Genomic DNA, 16,846 nt, shown 5'->3' with positions numbered 1-16,846 from the left:
GTTACTTGTACGCGATCAGATAGAACGCCGCGGCGTTCAGCAGGACGATGAACCAGCCGAGATACCACATCGAGTCGACGGCGTACGAAACAGCGGGTACGAGCGCCGACAGGATGTTGAGGATGAATGCCAGCAGCAGCGTTACCGTCTCGATGTCGGTGTAGTCCTCGAGCGTCGTCTGGCCGTTCGTGACCCAGGCGGTCAGGAGCGTCAGCATCGAGACGATGAACGCGTAGGTGATCTCGGTGCCGTGGGCGGCGTAGAGCGCCGCGTCCATCCCGACGTTGAACGGCGCGTTCAACGCGATCGAGACCACGCCGACCATCGAGACCGACGCGAGCACGAACAGCGGCGCGAGCACGCTGTCGATCAGGTCGATTCCGTCCTCCCGGCGAACCGCGCCGGGAACCATGTTCTGCGGTAGGCTAAGTGCCATACCCTCGAGCGAGCATCCCAAGGCCGCTTAGTAGTCCGTAAAATGTACTTTCAAGGTACAGTGAGTATCAGGCCGAAGGATAGTTTTATGATAGATAGGGTTGCCCGCCAGCCATGGGATTCAGAAAACTGGTGGAACGAGACGGAAGCGGGACTGTGACACTCGACAAAGCAGACCTCACGCTCGACGGCTACGTGAGCGAAGACGGGAGTATCGACGAAACGGAGATGCACGTCCAGCGGCTGGGCCGGGGCGCGTACTTAGTGCGCGCCGTCGACGATGGAGATGTTCCAGAATTAAAGGAACTACTCCCGTCGTGGTGATTTCGTAATTCAGAGAGATTTTCAGGTGTGCTTTTCCAAACGAACCATCTACTTAACTGTAGATCGTAGAACGAGTTTGTAGCTATTCTATTTCGACTGAGAACTCGCCATCAGCTTCGACAGCGAGCCAGCCCACCTCACCGAAATTGAACGAGGTCTCACCTTCAAAGTTGCCGACTTCATTGAAGATTAACTCACCAAATTGTCCTTCTTGAGGTAAGGCTCGGACGATGAAATTCCCTTCACCGCTATGCTCGCCAGTTGCTACGTGCGTACCCGTGAATTCAATTGGACCGTAAACACGGTTGACACTGTCACTAAGCGATTGAGGGAGGGAGTCTCCACTATTAGCGCGCGGCTGATCAATGTCAATTTCCCAATCTCCATCGGCGTTTACGTCAAGGAGATACTCACCTTCCTCGACAAGTTCTGCGGTCTGCCCCTCGTAATCTCCGATTTCATTCACAAAGCTCTCGCCAAACTCGCTGTCGTCCTCAAGACTCACCTGGAAGTTTGACTCTCCTTGATGAGTTGCGTCGATAACAGTCAGGCCGCCCTGGATCGAGATATCCTGCTCAACGGTCTGTCCACTTCCGGAAAATGATTGTGTCTCGGGTTGATCGGCGTCTGGTTCCGATTCCTCGTCTTCACTCTCATCGTCGCCGTCGCCATCGCTTTCGTCATCACCATTCTCTTCACCATTTCCATCGCTTGACCCGTCTTTATCGCTATCTGCACCATCATCTCCTGTTTCACCGTCTCCGTCGGTATCAGCCTCCTCATCCCCGTTCTCATTTCCATTTCCGTTTCCATCAACCTCATCTTCTGGGTCACCGGTCGCTGCTCCGAGAATCATTAACCCGCCGAGGGTATATCCGCTGCCGACAAGCACATTTCGTCGTGTCGTGTTCTCGCCATCAATTCCTGGTAGTTTATCAAAACGTCCCATGAACCAAAACATCTTGCGAAGATGGATATGTTTTGTGATACATACAGTCTCTCAGCATAACTAGTTGAGTACTGTCTGCATCCAAATTCGGTGATTGGAACACAGACACTATAGCCACTCGACTTTCTGGCGCTCTCGCTGCTGAGCCTCCGGCGAGTAGGTCCCGCGATAGTGCTCGAGGAACGTCTCGAGATCGTTCCACCCGCCCCAGTCGATCACCAGGAGCGGATCGACGTCGGCCGCGGCGAGCGCGGTCGCCCACGTCCGCCGGAGATCATGCATCCCGAGATACAACCAGCCGTCGTCGCCTGTCACCTGGTGGAGTTCGCGAGCGGTCCCGCTGAGCCAGCGGCGAAGCGAGCGCGTCGTCGAGATCTCGAGTAGCGGTTTCTCGCTCGAGTCGTCGCGAACGTCGGCCACGGTTCGGATGGTGGTCGCGAGATCACGGGGAACGGGCGTCTCACGGAACTTGTCGCCTTTCCCGTGCCAGACCCGGAGTACTGTTCCGGCGTCGGTGTCGACGACGTCCTCGGGCGAGACGTCGAGAATTTCGTGCGATCGGAGCCCACAGCGCGCGCCCAGAGAATAGGCGAGTCGCTGCTGGGTGTCGGTGGCGGCCTCGAGGAGCTGTGCAACTTCGGCCTGGCTGAGCCAGACTTTCATGTCGTCGCGGTTGCGATGTTGCTGGAGATTCATGTCCGGGTTACGAGTAAGGCGGACGGCAACCCGGTAGATAGTGAGTGTTTTGGTGCGATGGGCGGCCCGATCGGCCGGTTCACGTCCGAGATCTACTCCTTATCGGACGGCCACTCGAGTTGCATTGCAGCATCTACTGGCTCGAGCCCATGTTTGGAAGCGATCTTCTCAGCTATTGCCCATCCTTTTTCTGCCAATATTGGATCAGCGTCCCGGAACTCGACTTCGAAACGGGTTAGCGCTACGATTACCAAGCAATCTTCTTGTGGTGTCGTTTGCATCTACTCCCACTGGTTGCGTTATCCTATAAAAAGAACCGCCCGCTGAGTAACTGTTATCGGATTATATAGTGATAGAAGTGGATGATGTTTCGTTCCTGAATTCAATTTGCATCAGTAGATCTGAGTAAACGCTACCGTATTTTTGCGTTATCTAAATTTGTCAGAATCAGTCCAATGGATATTGAGAATTATCGGAGATAATCGAAAATAAAAAATGTTAAAGAGACGAAGAATTAGATTCTATTAGTCGTACTCGACTTCAATAGTTGCGATAATAGTCGTACCGCTCCGACTGTCATGTTCACCATTGTATGCGACGACATCATATTCAACAGTATCAGTGGTGCCGCCACCGGATGTCCCCTTGATAGTTGTAGACTGTCCAGTCTGATCGAATGGCAAACCGTTTCCATCGATCGAGTCAATCGGGGTTAATGCATCGGTGACCGTATCGCCACTACTGTCAATAATAGTAATACCATCCGCGTTTGCCAAGGAAGTAGCTTTTACGGTGACTTGTTTCGTCCCATCATCTTCAATATCTACAGTACCTTGTGCACTTTTCTCGAGACCAGTGCCCATATCAAGTACGAACGCCGCGATCACAGCCGCGAGAATGACCGTAATGGCGACCATGAGTATTACTCCGATGACGGGAGAGACGGCCCGTTCCGATTCGTTTCCGATCAGCTTGCTTCTGTATTTCTTCAGGTCCATGATTATCGTTGTTCTATTGCGCGCACCAGATGTGAACGGTCAGAAACTTTATTGACTGACCCGGTGTCGAGTCAGTCGGCGGATGGGGTTGGGGGTACTTACCTTCCCACACCGTCAGTTCTTCGCGTCGCACCTGTGCTGATAGTCTCACTTAACGGCTGTATAATAAACCCTATGGCTAGGTTTGAATAAACGACAATCACGAAATCTTAGACGGTTTCAGATGTGATAATCAGCGACTCGTGGAACGCTTACAGCACCCCCTTGAAACGTTCACGTCTGGTGTTTTCTCGCTGTGGTGCCGAAACCCGAATCCTATTACATAACACCATCCATCACTCGATCAATGACCGACAGCGTGTTCGTGACCGAGGAGGATCTGGCGAGAACCTTCGACGGTGGGGCCTACGAGGACGCCGCCGAGATCGTCGAGCAGTACCGAGAAGCGACGCGCTACGCCTCGAAACACGACGTCAAATCGGGCGCGACCGCCTCGGCGCTGGATCTTCCGCGTTCACGCTTGCGGACGTGGATCGACGAGGGAGGCGCACCCGACGCGGTGAATTGTATCGAAGCCGCCCGCCGACACGGTTGGCTCAATCTCGAGTACGGCGATCCGAAATTCGACGCACTGAACGCACTCGTTGCGAACGTCTTCTCGGGCGGTTCGATCGCCCGCGAGAACTACACCCCGACGTTCGCTCTGAACCGACACGGTGACGAGAGCCACGTGATCGACGCGCTCGAGCTCGCTGGCGTCGACTACGATCTCCTCGAGCGCACGGGTCGCGCGGACGAAGCTCGACCGACGACCGACGGTCGCGTTTTGGGTCGCGTGCTCGCCAGTCTTGGCGCCCCCGTGGGGTCGAAAGCCATCGGTGAACTCGAGTTACCCACGTACCTCGAAGAAGCTCCCGACGACGTCCGTCGGCTGTTCGTCGTCTGCTATCTCGAAAATCGCGCCCATGCCCATGGCTCCATCATCAAATTCAGGGAGGAACGCTCGAGAAGGTACCTCGAGGACCTGGCGGCCTTGATCGAAGAGGTCGCCGGAGGACCGGTCACCGTCTCGGAAAAGAACGTCAACATCTCGAAAGCGGCCGCTGAAAACCTCGGAAGCGTGACCTAGTGGTTAGAGATACGGATTCACTATCCGAGACGGCGCCGAGCGTACATCAGCACAATTCCGGCAAGGGAGCCTGCTATGGCAACCGTTCCGAGCACGAACAAAATGAGAAACGAGATTATTGGGATTGACGCCATCTCAAACCCCCAGAATACGATAAATTGGACTGTCCACAGGAATCCCATGAGTAGGGCCGTGATGAGTCCGAATGCACCTCCCCAGAGGTACGTATACGAGTCTCGTCTTTCGACAGTCGTCCACCAAACGATCGTGCCGATGGCGAAGGCCGGACTCGCTAATACGACCATCCAGTAATCGGTCGAGATCCCAATTACGTCCGACAATAGACTCAGCATGTCGGAGAGAACGAGAGCTGTTGCGGTACCACAGACGAACATGTACAGACCCGCACCGATCGACCACTTAATCGAAGAATCTGCATTCGGTGTAGCGAGACGATCTGTATTCATTTCTGAAATGAGATTCATAGCAAGGAGTAAAGAAAGTACTCCACGGTAAAATAGCGGTTTGACCAATCTCGTGGGCGGCTACTCGAGGTCGTCGGCCTCGAGATCGCCCGCGACCCACGCCCGCCCGCGGTCCGAAATTTCGTAGTATCCGCCGTCGTCCGCTCGCTCGAGCAGTCCATGGCCCTCCAGCTCGTTGAGTCGCTGGCGAACCGTCGAGTAGCCGATCTGGTGCCCGTGGCGGTTGAGGTTCTTGTACAACGGCTTCGCCGGAAGCTCGAGATCGTGTTCCGCGAAGAACTCGAGGATCAGGCCGTCTTTCAGACTCATCCACTCGGGGCGGGGTCGCATTCAGTCCGTCCAACCCACTCAGACGGTTTAACTGCAGTCGGTTCGTTGATAGGCAATCGTATTTGTGCCATGATAGTAGCGGAAATACGCTAAACTATAAGTCGATGGGGTGTTTCGAGGCGAGCATCGGACGCCAGACGGACCCACCGCTGCCCGGTCGGGTCCTCGCAAAACGCGGACCCGGTGTTTGGGGCACCGGCCCGCCTGGCCTCCGTATCCAGACTACGGAAGCATGTTAAGACGCACTTCGCGGGGAGATAAAGCCCCCGACAGACGACAGTCGTATCGATCACGGCGACAGTCATTTTCGCCGGTATTCGAGTTATCGGAAAGTTATCGGAAACAGGTTTTTCCATATCGTGTCGGATCTCAAAATCGCCTGAATCCCCCGACATGGGCCGGTAGAGCGATTTTCGAGACTCCACCAAACCGGCCAAAACCCGGTTTCGGAAATATTGGAAACGACCCCCCGATGCTTAAGACGTGTTGCCACTCAGAACATACTCGACCAGCGGACATCGACCGCACGCGCGTTTTGGTGGAACAAGCAGCGCGCGCGGTCTGTCCGCGGTCCCTGAAATCAGAGACCATGCACACCGACGAAGGCATACAAAGTAAACGTACCGCCAGGTACGTCGACGACGAAGCGCTGTACTGTGACGGCTGTGGAACCACCGCCGGGACCATTCGACTCGTCGACGTCGAAGACCCGGACGGACGGATCACCGTCTGCGAGAGTTGCGAGGACCTGCTCGAGGCGACGATCGTCCAGGAGGTGAGCATCGATGAGTGACGAAGACGCACTCGAGATCACCGTCGAGCTCACCCGCGGCACCAGCACCGACGATCGGGATAAAATTCGAGCGAAGGTTTCAGCCGGGAACGTCGACGAACTCGAGCACAAAGTCGAGCAGGTTCGGGAACGCCTCGAGCAATGGGCCGAGGACCTTCGCGAGGTACAACCCAGCCGAGAGACGGTTCGGGATCACGCCTCGCTCGACGAGGACCAGACGACCCTTGAGGAGGGGTCGGCGTGATCTACGAGCAACGCCACTGGGCTCGAGTCCAGCAGGTCGCCCGGAAAGCACTATGCGAACTTGCGACCGGGAACGCCGAGACGCCGACCGATGCCGTCGAGGCCGTGGGCGATGGGCTTGGGCCAGCACGCCGAGCCGACTCCGCTTGGTTAGTCGAGATGATCGACGATCGACTCGACGACCAGGAGCGAACGGAACTCCTCAAGGCTGTCCGATCGGAGGCCGGTTCAGCATGAGCGACCTCGAGCCGATCGAACCCGCGGAAGCGCTCGACATGTGGCTCGACCGCCTCGAATCGACGCGTTCCGACGAAACCATCACGAGCTATGGGTATCGATTGAAACCGTTCATCGAGTGGTGTGAGAGCGAGGAAATCGACAACCTCAACGTCCTCACGAGTCGCGACGTCTTTCGGTACGATTCGATGCGGCGCGGTGAGGGACTGGCTGTTACGACGTTGAATACGCAACTTGGTACGCTCAAGCGGTGGCTTCGCTTTTGCGCTCGGATCGATGCGGTGAAGGACGACCTTCCGGCGAAGGTCGAAGTTCCATCCGTCGAGCTGGCCGATCGAGTCAACTCTGAGTTGCTATCGGCCGAGCGAGCCAATGCCATTCGAGGGAATCTCGAGCGGTACGAGCGGGCGTCTAGACGGCAGGCGATGTTCGAACTTATGTGGCACACGGGGTGTCGACTCGGTGGGCTCCGAGCGCTCGACCTGGCCGATTGCTATTTCGAGTCCGACGACCTCGAGCGCCTTCGCCACCAGGACGACATCGATCAGGAGGCGCTCGAGAACGTCGAGCTTCCGTTCGTGTACTTCCGTCATCGACCGACGACACCACTAAAGAACAAGCGGGAGGGTGAGCGTCCGGTTGCGCTCACTCAAGAAGTGGCCGGCCGGGTTCGGGAATACATCGACGTCCGCCGCGTCGATCGCGTCGATCCGAACAACCGCCGACCACTATTCACAACCGAGAAGGGAGATCGAGCCCGCGTTTCGAAATCGAGCATCCGCCGAGAGATCTACATCATGACCCAGCCGTGTCGCTGGGACGGTTGTCCTCACGGTCGCGACGTTCGAACCTGCGAGGCACTCGATCATGGCCTCGAGGCCCGGTGTCCCTCGAGCCGGTCACCGCACCCGATCCGAACGGGAGCGATCACGCACATGCGTGATGAAGGCTGGCCGCCGGAAGTCGTCGCCGAGCGAGTGAACGCTACCCCTGAGGTGATCAGGGCGCACTACGACCATCCAGACCCAATTCGGCGAATGCAATCACGCCGAGAGTTCCTCAAGGAGGATTCAGAATGATTCACAAATCCGTTAGAGACGAGTATCGCAAAACCCGAGTCGCTGACCTCGGCGGTCCCATATTCTGACGCGAACAAATTCGTGAGCGTCAGGACTATGTATTGAGCCGAGATCGAACATGCAAGTCGCAGCCCACGAGCGACCAGCGGGAGCGAGTCGGAACGTCTTGCACCTGATCGACTCTCGGCGGTCCCACTCTTTCGTTCGCGTTGCTCACTCAATCGTGAGACCGCCGTACATCGCGAACTCCTCGAGTTTGCTCAATCTCGACGGACCCATATTCTGTCGCAAACAAATTCGTGAGCGTCAGGACTATGCATTGAGCCGAGTTCGAACATGCAAAGGTCTCTTACCGAGCCAGGATGTATCGCGAAGAGGTCCGTGCGCTCGTCGAAAGCGCCGAGTACGGCATCGAGAGCTACGCCGACCGTATCCAACACATCATGGGCGTAGCGGAGCGTAATGATAGACCGAAATTCTGTGGTTGAGTATTTACTACAACATTGATGGACTGGTTCCTCGCTAACTTGGACTAGCAAGGCTACTTAGGAGGGTTCGAATCACAAAGGAGAAGACGTCAGGAAATTTTATATAATTGTAGTGAGGTCTGTGACTCACTCAAATGGCGAATTGTTCAGTTTGTGGCGAGGGGGCCAATATGCCTTATACGTGCAACTACTGTGGGAAAACTCACTGCTCTAAACACCGACTCCCTGAGAACCACAGGTGCCCAAGCAGACATAATGCAAAAACGCTAGGTCCAGAATTCCGGAATTGGAATCAATCACAAGATGAATGGTTTCTCGATAAATTAAGGAAATCAGATACATCGGAACGAAAGCAATGTGACCGCTGTTCAGCGTATACTACTCCCGAAAACGACCTTTGCTTGACCTGCCGTCGGGAAGTGAAGAATATGAACCCGAGCCCGGGCACGAAGGTTGATGGGTCACTTTCAAAAGAGACTGCAGAACCGGACTTGAATCACAGTCAACAGTCCCTATTCTCAAGAATTATAGATGAAACGATGAATGTAGTTTTCTTTCCTGTCTTTTTGATCATAGGGGTGCTAATGTTGATTCTCGGATTACCGGTCAGGATTATCAAAGGCGTTAGCCGTTTCATTCGAATGTACTCAACGCCAATTCTGGCTTTACTACTTGTGGCAGGTGTCGCGGGAGGCTTCGTTTACCTGAACGACGAGACGGACCATTTAGAGGGGCTGACAAATGATCTCCGTGACGACCAATCGTTTGATGAAGCAGAAGTCGAACGTATCTTTCACGAGGAGATTAATCAGGTGCGAACAGAGCATGGTGCTGATTCATTGGCCTATGATGACGATCTCGCTATTATAGCTTCCAAGCACAGCAAGGACATGGATACTCGAGACTATTTCGATCACGTGGATCCAAATGGGCAGGACGTCATGGATCGGTATCGTGATTATGGATATCAATGTGGCGCTGGAGGCGAGAACATCGCGCAAACGTTCGTTCATGAACGAGTTAGAGCGTCCTACAAGGGAAGCACAGTTCGAATCACGGATGAGGAGGAACTAGCAAAACATCTTGTGAAAGAATGGATGAATTCACCAGGACACCGTGAGAATATTCTCCGGACAGAGTGGCACCAGCAGGGGCTTGGTCTACACATTAGCGATGACGGAGAAGTATATGCGACACAGAACTTTTGTTAATTGCTATTGTTCCGTAGCTGACTCGACACGCCAGGACGGGAGACGATTGCCGACCGGGTGATGTCTGAAGACGACGATTGACCGCGAAAAGAACCACGTCTGACTCCATTCCGTATCCGTTCACCCGTTTACGCCCTCGAGTTGACTATCACGACGTCCGCAACGGCTCACTGAAAACGAGTCGCGTACCGAGCGACGACGAAACGGGGACCGATCCGTTTAGCTCGAGAGACCGAGCGCCGCGGCGACGTCGAGCAGGCCGCTTCCCTGCTCGTTGTCCGCGAGGCCGATGTCCTCGGCCGTGTCTTTCAATTGCTGGCGGGCTTCGGTGTTCGTGTAGCCGTTAGCCATCAACTGGCCGCCCGCGCCGGCAACGTGCGGGCAGGCCATCGAGGTTCCGGAGAACGTGTCGTAGCCGCCGCCAGGGACCGTCGAGTTGACGTCCTCGCCGGGTGCGGCGATCTCGACCTCGGAGCCGGTCGAAGAGAAATTCGCCAGCGAGTCGTCCTCGCTGGTCGCGCTAACGGCGATGAACTCTGGATAGGCGGCCGGGTAGCCGACGCAGTCGGTACACGGGCCGGAATTGCCCGCAGCGGCGACGAGCAACACGCCGTTGTTGTACGCGTACTGGCCGGCGTCTCTGAGGGTCTGGGAGCCGGAACTCGCGCCGAGGCTGAGGCTGGCGACGTCCCAGCCTTTGTCGGCGACGTACTCGACACCGGCTGCGATGTCGGAGAACGATCCACTTCCGCGCTTGTCCAGTACCTTGACCGCGTGTAGCGTCGCCTCGGTGGAGACACCGACGACGCCTTCGTTGTTGTCGACGGCGTCGGCGGTCCCAGCACAGTGGGTGCCGTGGTCGTTGTCGTCGTCCCAGTCTTCGGCACACACGTTCGGACCGCCCTTGCAACTCACGAACGCCCTACCTTCGCCCAGGTTGGCCTGCAGGTCGGGGTGATCGGAGTCGATTCCGGTGTCGAGAATTGCGACGTCGGCCCCGGCGCCGGTCTCACCGTTGTCGTGTGCGACGTCCGCATCCACGCGATCGATCCCCCACGGTGTGGATTGGGCGAGCGCGTGCATCTCGCCGTTCTCCTCGACGTATCGTACGTTGGGGTTTCTCTGTAGCCCGGAGACGGCCCGTTTGGGTACCCGAATCGTCACCGCGTCGAACGCGAACTCGCGAACCGTGTCCGAGGCCGCCTCGAGCGCCGCGGTTCGACCGCGGCCGTTCGAGAAGCCGACGTTGACCTCGACGACGTCGTCTGGATCGGCCGCTGCCAGCCCGGAGACCCCGGCGGTCGCGAGCGTGCCGCCCACTGCTTTCAACACTGTTCGTCTGTCAACTGGGTGCGTGTCCCGTGACATCCGTTTTCACGTGACACTCACTCAAAGATGAACGTTTCGGTCGAGACAACCATATGTTAAGTGAATAGCAAATTAAGTAAGGCAATAGCGTTCACCATCGTATATAAAAATACATTCGAACTAATTTGTAGTCAATGATATTGTAATAACAACTAACCAACACAACTATCCGTGCTGGTTGTATCGACGGTTTACGCTATCGGCTCACCCACGGTGGTCGAGACAGAGGTCGGTATCGGCCACACACTGTATGCTCGAGGGTGGAAAACATCCGTCGCATATTCGAGTGGAGTAATATCGTCACGCGCCAGCCCGTCGACTGGTCGAGTGTACCGTCACGACGTGAAAGGGGCGTTCGCGATGGTTGTGGCGAGGCAATTCACCTGATCGCTCGGAAGTGTTCGGATCCACACCGACAGGAGTGCGTTCCGATCGGGCGGATACGACCGCTCTGGAGCTTTTTCGCTGCGTATACCGACTCGCAGCGTTCGCACACGGCCATGACGCGGTTGTGCTCGCGCAAGGCGATCACCCCGGTTCTGAAGACGACACCGGGGGATTTCAATACTCACAATGAATTTCTGAGATGATGACGGGGCGAGGGTCGGGGTTGGTAGAGCGCGTGTGCGAACAGATAGTTCGGCGAAACGGACGTCCGTCGGTGAGAGAACGCCGCCCGCACCCGCTCAGTCTCGAGTGAGCCGCGGATTCGTCACGGCGCCGTTCGACGCCGAGTCGAAGTCCCGACAGTACTTCGCCAGGACGCCCCCGTCGTAGACCGGATCGGGACGATCCCACGCCTCGCGTCGGACCTCGAGTTCCGCGTCGTCGAGGTCGACCTCGAGCGTCCGGTTGGGAATGTCGACCGTGATCTCGTCTCCGTCCTCGAGCAGGCCGATAGGGCCGCCGACGAAGGCTTCTGGGGCGATGTGGCCGATCATCGGGCCCCTGGTGCCTCCGGAGAACCGACCGTCGGTGATGAGCGCGACGTCGTCTTCGTGACCTGCGCCGACGACGGCCGCGGTGACGCCGAGCATCTCGCGCATGCCGGGGCCGCCGCGGGGGCCCTCGTTGCGGATGACGATCACGTCGCCGCTCTCGATGTGACCCTCCTGAACGTAGGCCATGGCGTCCTCCTCGTGCTCGAAGATCCGGGCCGGGCCCTCGTGGTGAAAGGCGTCGTCCCCGGTCACCTTCAACACGGCCCCGTCGGGGGCGAGGTTGCCCTCCAGGATCTTGATCGCACCCTCTTCTTCCTTCGGCTCGTCGACCGTGTAGAGGAAGTCCGCCTCGAGGTCGGCGTCGTTCGCTGGCAGGTCGCCGATTTCCTCGAGGTGAGCGAGTTCCTCGGCAATCGTCCGGCCGGTGACGGTCATGGCGTCGCCGTGGAGCAGGTCGGCCTCGAGCAGTCGGCGAAGGACGACCGGGACGCCCCCGAGTTCGTGGAGGTCGTTCATCACGCGCGTCCCCCCGGGCTGGAGGTCGGCGATCTTTGGCGTCCGCCGCGAGATCTCGTCGAAGTCGCCGATCTCGAGGTCGACGTCCGCCTCACGGGCGAGCGCGAGCAGGTGGAGGACGCCGTTGGTCGACCCCCCGATGGCGGTCTGGAGGGCGATGGCGTTCTCGAAGGATTCGCGCGTGACGATGTCCGAGGGGCGGCGATCCTCCTCGATACACTCGAGAGCGAGTTCGCCCGCACGTCTGGCGACCTCGTAGCGCGCTTCGTCCTCGGCGGGCGGCGAGGCGCTTCCCAGCGGAGCCAGCCCGAGCGCCTCCGAAATCGAGGCCATCGTGTTCGCCGTGAACATCCCACCGCAGGAACCGGCACCGGGGCAGGCGTGACGCTCGAGGTCGTCGAGTTCGTCCTCGTCCATCTCCCCGGTTCCGTACGCGCCGACGCCCTCGAACACCTGGACGATGGTCACGTCCCGGCCCTCGTGCTGGCCGGGCATGATCGAGCCCCCATAGAGGAAAACGGAGGGGAGATCGGTTCGGATCGCAGCCATCATCATCCCGGGGAGGTTCTTGTCGCAACCGGCGACGGTGACGAGACCGTCCATCCGCTCGCCGAAGCTGACGAGTTCGACGCTGTCGGCGATGAGTTCCCGCGAAATGAGCGAGGCTTTCATCCCCTCGGTTCCCATCGAAATGGCGTCGGAGATGGTGATCGTGCCGAACTCGATGGGCATCCCGCCGGCCTCGTCGATCCCGTCGAGCGCCGAGTCGGCCACGTCGTCGAGGTGGACGTTACAGGGCGTGATGTCCGCGGCGGGGTTCGCCACCCCGATCATCGGCGAACCGAAATCCTCGTCGTCGAATCCCATCGCCCGAAACATCGCCCGGTGGGGCGCCCGGTCGGCCCCCTCGGTCACGTCGCGGCTGGTCAGCCGCTCGTCCTTACCGTGGTCGAACGCGTCGTCGCTGCTCATGGTCGCCACTTGGCTCGAGCGTGCATAAGTCACCCCACTCGGTCAAGTGGTGCCGGATTTCGAAGACAGATCGCACGTGTTCGGCTTCGATCCGCTGAGGCACCCGCTCGATACAGCAGCGTCTGGCAGAAGCATGCCGAACGTCAGACACCTATCACCCAACGATCACCGGGATATTTATCGTCGGTTGTAGCCACCACAGATATGCAAGAAGACCACGATATCGGCTATCGGATCGTCGAAGCCATCGCCACGCGAGAGGGCATCGACCCGCTCGACGTCGACCCACCGCTCCACGACGCAATCGACGTCGGTGCACTCGAGGACATCTTTCGATCGACGAACGACTCCCTCTCGATCTCGTTCGAGTACGGCCGGTACACGGTACACCTCGACGGGCCCGAGTCGGTCCGACTCACCCCGCGACCCGACTGTGACTCATCCACCGCTTGTGGCAGCCAGTCACACCACAGCGAAGCGTAGTCGAATACGGACGACGGACGACGGACGACAGACGACCCGACCGTCGATGTTAGGTCGAAGTCGGGGTACCTCATCTGCGCCCCACTGAACGGGATCGCGCGTCGAACACTACTCCTCGAGCAGGCGGCTCCCGCCCGGCGGCAGGAAGTGCGCGATCTGATCGGGGCTCGCGATCTTTCTGACGAACGATTCGTCCGCGAAGCGCTCGCGGAGTTCGCGGTAGATGCGCTTCGCGGCGTCGGCCTGCGCGAACCGTCCGGGTTCGACCTCGATCGTCGTCACCGCTTGACCCTCAATCGCCGACGGCGGCCCGCCGACGACTCGCGTGTACGGCTCACACTGGATGCCGACCGCGACGCCCACCGGCGTGTCGTCCAGGTAGGTTCGGTCGCCGCGAATCGCGAACCCGCCCTTCTCGAGGTACTCACCGCTCTCGGGCGTCTTCGACACCTGGTCGGAGTCGACGACGTAGACGTCGCCTGCGTACCGGCCGTCCTTCCAGACTGAGGAGTACGACACTGCGAACTGGGCCGCCTCCTCGACGCTCGAGTCGGGAATCTCGATGTCGCCCGAGGACGCCTCGCTGGGATCGGTGGCCTTCAGGACCGTGACCGGCCCCCCGTGGGCCTGGGTGTGTAACACGCGGTCGCCACGCTCGAGGTACTTCTTGACGAGTTCCTCGTTCTGGTCGGCGTTCCGCCCGCCGATCACGAGGTAGTCGTCGCTGGTCCGGAACCACCGGAATCGCTCGTACCACTGCTCGTTCTGGCGAATCGGGACGGAGGGTTCGGCGAGCCAGTCGCGGTCGTCGTCGTCCTCCTCGTCGGTTTCTTCGTCGCCGTCGTCGGCTTCCCACTCGTCACGCCGACGCTCGATCTCCGCGAGTTCCTCGCGGGTGTCCTCGATCGCCGCCAGGGCACCCTCCTTCTTCTCGGCGATGCGCTTTGCCTCCGTGTAGAGGCGGTCGGCGTTCTTCTCGACGCCGTCCTCGACGAGGAGCGTGATCGGCTGGTCCTCGAGGCGAATCGTCACCGTCCCCTCCTTCCCATTGACGTCGACGAACGGCTGGGCGGCGTCCATCCCCTGTTCTTTGGCCTCGTCGAGTCGGCCGGCGATTTCGCCCCAGGGAACGCCATCGTCGCGGGCCGAGCGGACGGTCGACAGGAGGTCGTCGACCGTGCCGTAGTTGGCGTACAGCAACTCGGCCTTCTCGCGTTCGGCCTCGGCTTGCTCGTCGAAGCCCGCGATTGCGCCCTCCTGCTGGTCGATGATCCGCTGGTGCTTGGCGATCTGTTCCTCGAAGTCCGGACGCTGGTCGCGCGGGTCCGGCTCGTCGGCGTCGAGGTCCAGCCGGAAGAAGTACTCCTCGAGGGCGCCGTTGAACGTCTCGTGGGGCTCGCTGGCGAGGCTTTCGTGTTCCTCGAGCGGGAACGGGGTGACGTCGACGACGCGGGCGTCGTCGTTTGTGGCGGTCGCTCCATCGCCGCCTTCGTCGCCGCTGTTCCCGCCGCCGTTGTCGCCATCCTCGTCGTTACTCTCGGAGTTACCACTGCCGTCGCCACGCTCGAGATACACCCGCGGCTCGAGCGTGGCGTTTCGCAGGTCGAGCGCCAGTCGCTCGATTGCCTGGTAGATCCGTTCGTACTCGTCCTCGCCCGCATCGTGGATGTCGAGGGTCTTCTCGACGCCCGCGCGGGTACACAGTTCCTCGGCGTAGAGGCCGCCGAAGTTGAGCTGGGTCGCGAGCGTCCGGACGACGTCCGTATCGGAGTCGTCCATCTGCTGGGCGAAGGCCTCCCGCGAGACGGTAAGCGGATTGACGCGAGACTCCGGGAACTCGTATCGCGAGCCCGGAACGACCGTCCTGGACTTCAGCCGGACGGTCTCGAGGGAGTCGATCACCTCGTACTCGCGGTCAGTGACGGCGACGTTGCCCTGGCCGAACAGTTCGACGATGATCCGCGTCATCCCGTCCTCCCGGTCGAAGACGAACTCGAGGATGCGGTCGAACTCGTACTGCTCGACGCCGACGAAGTCCGCCCCCGAGAGCCGGTTGCGAAGCATCATCGCGAACTGTGGCGGGCGACCCGGCGCGTCCGGCACCCGCTCGGGCGAGACGGTGTGGACGCGTTTGCGGTCACCGACCTCGAGCATGAGTTCGACCCGACCGCGGTCGAAGTCACGCATCTTGAGGCGAACGAGGTCGTCGCCGTAGAGGTAGGCCTTGTCGACTTTGGCCCCCTCGTAGGATCCGAGTTCACCGACGAGCGCCGCGAGGTCGACGCTGGTGAGTTCCTGCTTTGGCTCGGTGCTCATACACCACAGTGTCGCCCACGGTGGGAAAGACGTGTCGCTCTACGAGTGAGAGCCGTGGACTCGAACGGATCGATAACTCGGTACCCGGGGGTGGGGTCACCTACGTTTCTTCCTCTCGAAGTTCCTTGCTCGCCTCGCGAACCTCGCGCATCACGCTCGAGATTCGCTCTTCGGCCTCGAGTTCGTCCTCGACGGAGAGGTCGACGCCCTCGACCTCGAGGAGGAACTTCGCGACCTCGGTGGCCTCGTACATGACGTCGTCAAGTTCCTCCGCGGTGAAGAAGTCACACATCGCGCCGTAGAGGAAGGTCGCGCCCGACTTTCGGACCTTCTCCTCGAAGGACGACCGCGCCTGGTTGACCGCCTGGGGCGTGTAGGTGTCGGTCATGAACGGCACGAGTTCGGGCAGGTTCTCGCCGATTTTGGTCATCTCGACGCCGGTTTCGGTCCGGAAGTCAGAACAGAGTCGGGCGATGGCCCACTCGCGGGCGGTGACGTACGTCCGGTCGCGCAGGAACTCGTTGACCCGGTCGTACTGGGCGCCGTCCATCTTCTGGAAACGGGCGTACTTCTGGACGTCGGCCGGGATTTCGTCGTCCTGGTCGACGGCGTCGGGGTCGGGGACGCCAGGCATCGGCGGTTCGGACGTCGCCGTCTCGTCGCGATCCTCGCTCGAGCGATCTGTCCCCTGTTCGGGTTCGTCGTCCAGACTTTCGGGTTCGTCGTCTCGTGCCTCGGCTTCGACATCTCGTCTCTCGCCTTCGACGTCACGGCCCTCAGATTCGTCGTCCCGTTCCTCAGGTTCACCTGCTGTGGTTCGCCCCAATCCGCCCTCGGAACCTCGAGACTCGTG

18 protein-coding genes and 1 pseudogene are annotated in these 16,846 nt (G+C 59.2%); 9 read left to right on the top strand and 10 right to left on the bottom strand.

The features are described from left to right. Nucleotide 1 precedes the first annotated feature (1 nt). Nucleotides 2-436 (bottom strand): DUF8023 family protein, encoded by a 435-nt coding sequence (locus J1N60_RS10025; protein WP_312907068.1) that lies wholly within the window; start codon nucleotides 434-436, stop codon nucleotides 2-4. Between the two features lie 113 nt (nucleotides 437-549). On the opposite strand from J1N60_RS10025, the gene J1N60_RS10020 reads away from it, so the two are divergent. Continuing rightward, nucleotides 550-759: a DUF8053 family protein gene (locus J1N60_RS10020; RefSeq protein ID WP_312907066.1), complete on the top strand. Its 210-nt coding sequence runs from the start codon at nucleotides 550-552 to the stop codon at nucleotides 757-759. A gap of 82 nt (nucleotides 760-841) precedes the next feature. Here J1N60_RS10020 and J1N60_RS10015 read toward each other — a convergent pair whose 3' ends face one another. The 3 genes from J1N60_RS10015 to J1N60_RS10005 all read right to left on the bottom strand — a co-directional run bounded on the left by J1N60_RS10015 (nucleotide 842) and on the right by J1N60_RS10005 (nucleotide 3,402). Further along, nucleotides 842-1,708 carry a hypothetical protein gene (locus tag J1N60_RS10015; RefSeq protein ID WP_312907064.1) on the bottom strand — a complete coding sequence of 289 codons (867 nt, stop codon included), beginning with the start codon at nucleotides 1,706-1,708 and terminating at the stop codon, nucleotides 842-844. 108 nt (nucleotides 1,709-1,816) lie between these two features. Further along, a complete protein-coding gene (locus J1N60_RS10010) occupies nucleotides 1,817-2,404 on the bottom strand; it encodes a tyrosine-type recombinase/integrase (protein WP_312907062.1) in 588 nt (195 codons plus the stop codon). A gap of 524 nt (nucleotides 2,405-2,928) precedes the next feature. Further along, nucleotides 2,929-3,402 carry a type IV pilin domain-containing protein gene (locus J1N60_RS10005; RefSeq protein WP_312907060.1) on the bottom strand — a complete coding sequence of 158 codons (474 nt, stop codon included), beginning with the start codon at nucleotides 3,400-3,402 and terminating at the stop codon, nucleotides 2,929-2,931. Nucleotides 3,403-3,748: 346 nt separating this feature from the next. Here J1N60_RS10005 and J1N60_RS10000 point away from each other — a divergent pair, with 346 nt between their 5' ends. After that, nucleotides 3,749-4,531: a hypothetical protein gene (locus tag J1N60_RS10000; protein ID WP_312907058.1), complete on the top strand. Its 783-nt coding sequence runs from the start codon at nucleotides 3,749-3,751 to the stop codon at nucleotides 4,529-4,531. A gap of 20 nt (nucleotides 4,532-4,551) precedes the next feature. On the opposite strand, the gene J1N60_RS09995 is transcribed toward J1N60_RS10000, so the two are convergent. After that, the gene (locus tag J1N60_RS09995; protein WP_312907056.1) at nucleotides 4,552-4,926 is read right to left on the bottom strand and encodes a hypothetical protein; all 375 of its coding nucleotides are present in this window, start codon (nucleotides 4,924-4,926) and stop codon (nucleotides 4,552-4,554) included. Between the two features lie 150 nt (nucleotides 4,927-5,076). Next, the gene (locus tag J1N60_RS09990; RefSeq protein WP_312912575.1) at nucleotides 5,077-5,325 is read right to left on the bottom strand and encodes a winged-helix domain-containing protein; all 249 of its coding nucleotides are present in this window, start codon (nucleotides 5,323-5,325) and stop codon (nucleotides 5,077-5,079) included. A 610-nt stretch (nucleotides 5,326-5,935) separates the two neighbouring features. On the opposite strand from J1N60_RS09990, the gene J1N60_RS09985 reads away from it, so the two are divergent. From J1N60_RS09985 to J1N60_RS09960, 6 genes and pseudogenes are all read left to right on the top strand, one after another. Beyond that, complete coding sequence (locus J1N60_RS09985; protein ID WP_253434278.1) at nucleotides 5,936-6,139, top strand: hypothetical protein; 204 nt, start codon at nucleotides 5,936-5,938, stop codon at nucleotides 6,137-6,139. Beyond that, nucleotides 6,132-6,383: a DUF7389 domain-containing protein gene (locus J1N60_RS09980; protein ID WP_312907054.1), complete on the top strand. Its 252-nt coding sequence runs from the start codon at nucleotides 6,132-6,134 to the stop codon at nucleotides 6,381-6,383. The genes J1N60_RS09985 and J1N60_RS09980 overlap by 8 nt, the downstream gene beginning before the upstream one ends. Beyond that, nucleotides 6,380-6,619: a hypothetical protein gene (locus J1N60_RS09975; protein WP_312907052.1), complete on the top strand. Its 240-nt coding sequence runs from the start codon at nucleotides 6,380-6,382 to the stop codon at nucleotides 6,617-6,619. Before J1N60_RS09980 ends, J1N60_RS09975 begins: the two co-directional genes overlap by 4 nt. Beyond that, entirely contained in the window at nucleotides 6,616-7,698 is a 1,083-nt protein-coding gene (locus tag J1N60_RS09970) for a tyrosine-type recombinase/integrase (RefSeq protein WP_312907051.1), read from the top strand. The genes J1N60_RS09975 and J1N60_RS09970 overlap by 4 nt, the downstream gene beginning before the upstream one ends. Nucleotides 7,699-8,320: 622 nt before the next feature. Next, nucleotides 8,321-8,386: pseudogene (locus J1N60_RS20640) on the top strand (hypothetical protein); the annotation flags it as partial. A 228-nt stretch (nucleotides 8,387-8,614) separates the two neighbouring features. After that, nucleotides 8,615-9,397 (top strand): CAP domain-containing protein, encoded by a 783-nt coding sequence (locus J1N60_RS09960; RefSeq protein WP_312912574.1) that lies wholly within the window; start codon nucleotides 8,615-8,617, stop codon nucleotides 9,395-9,397. A 219-nt stretch (nucleotides 9,398-9,616) separates the two neighbouring features. On the opposite strand, the gene J1N60_RS09955 is transcribed toward J1N60_RS09960, so the two are convergent. Continuing rightward, nucleotides 9,617-10,765: a S8 family peptidase gene (locus tag J1N60_RS09955; protein WP_312907049.1), complete on the bottom strand. Its 1,149-nt coding sequence runs from the start codon at nucleotides 10,763-10,765 to the stop codon at nucleotides 9,617-9,619. A 686-nt stretch (nucleotides 10,766-11,451) separates the two neighbouring features. Next, entirely contained in the window at nucleotides 11,452-13,194 is a 1,743-nt protein-coding gene (gene ilvD / locus J1N60_RS09950; protein WP_312907048.1) for a dihydroxy-acid dehydratase, read from the bottom strand. A 204-nt stretch (nucleotides 13,195-13,398) separates the two neighbouring features. Here ilvD and J1N60_RS09945 point away from each other — a divergent pair, with 204 nt between their 5' ends. Beyond that, a complete protein-coding gene (locus J1N60_RS09945) occupies nucleotides 13,399-13,677 on the top strand; it encodes a HalOD1 output domain-containing protein (RefSeq protein WP_312907047.1) in 279 nt (92 codons plus the stop codon). Between the two features lie 108 nt (nucleotides 13,678-13,785). Here J1N60_RS09945 and rqcH read toward each other — a convergent pair whose 3' ends face one another. Together rqcH and J1N60_RS09935 are read right to left on the bottom strand one after the other, a co-directional pair. Continuing rightward, on the bottom strand, nucleotides 13,786-15,993 hold the full coding sequence (gene rqcH, locus J1N60_RS09940) for a ribosome rescue protein RqcH (protein WP_312907045.1): 2,208 nt from the start codon (nucleotides 15,991-15,993) through the stop codon (nucleotides 13,786-13,788). 100 nt (nucleotides 15,994-16,093) lie between these two features. After that, nucleotides 16,094-16,702 (bottom strand): DUF5806 family protein, encoded by a 609-nt coding sequence (locus J1N60_RS09935; protein WP_312912573.1) that lies wholly within the window; start codon nucleotides 16,700-16,702, stop codon nucleotides 16,094-16,096. Between the last annotated feature and the right edge of the window lie 144 nt (nucleotides 16,703-16,846).

Source organism: Natronosalvus caseinilyticus (genome assembly GCF_017357105.1).
GTDB lineage: Archaea > Halobacteriota > Halobacteria > Halobacteriales > Natrialbaceae > Natronosalvus > Natronosalvus caseinilyticus.
The sequence above is the reverse complement of the archived record's forward strand: the minus strand, read 5'-3'. Positions and strand labels throughout refer to the sequence as shown.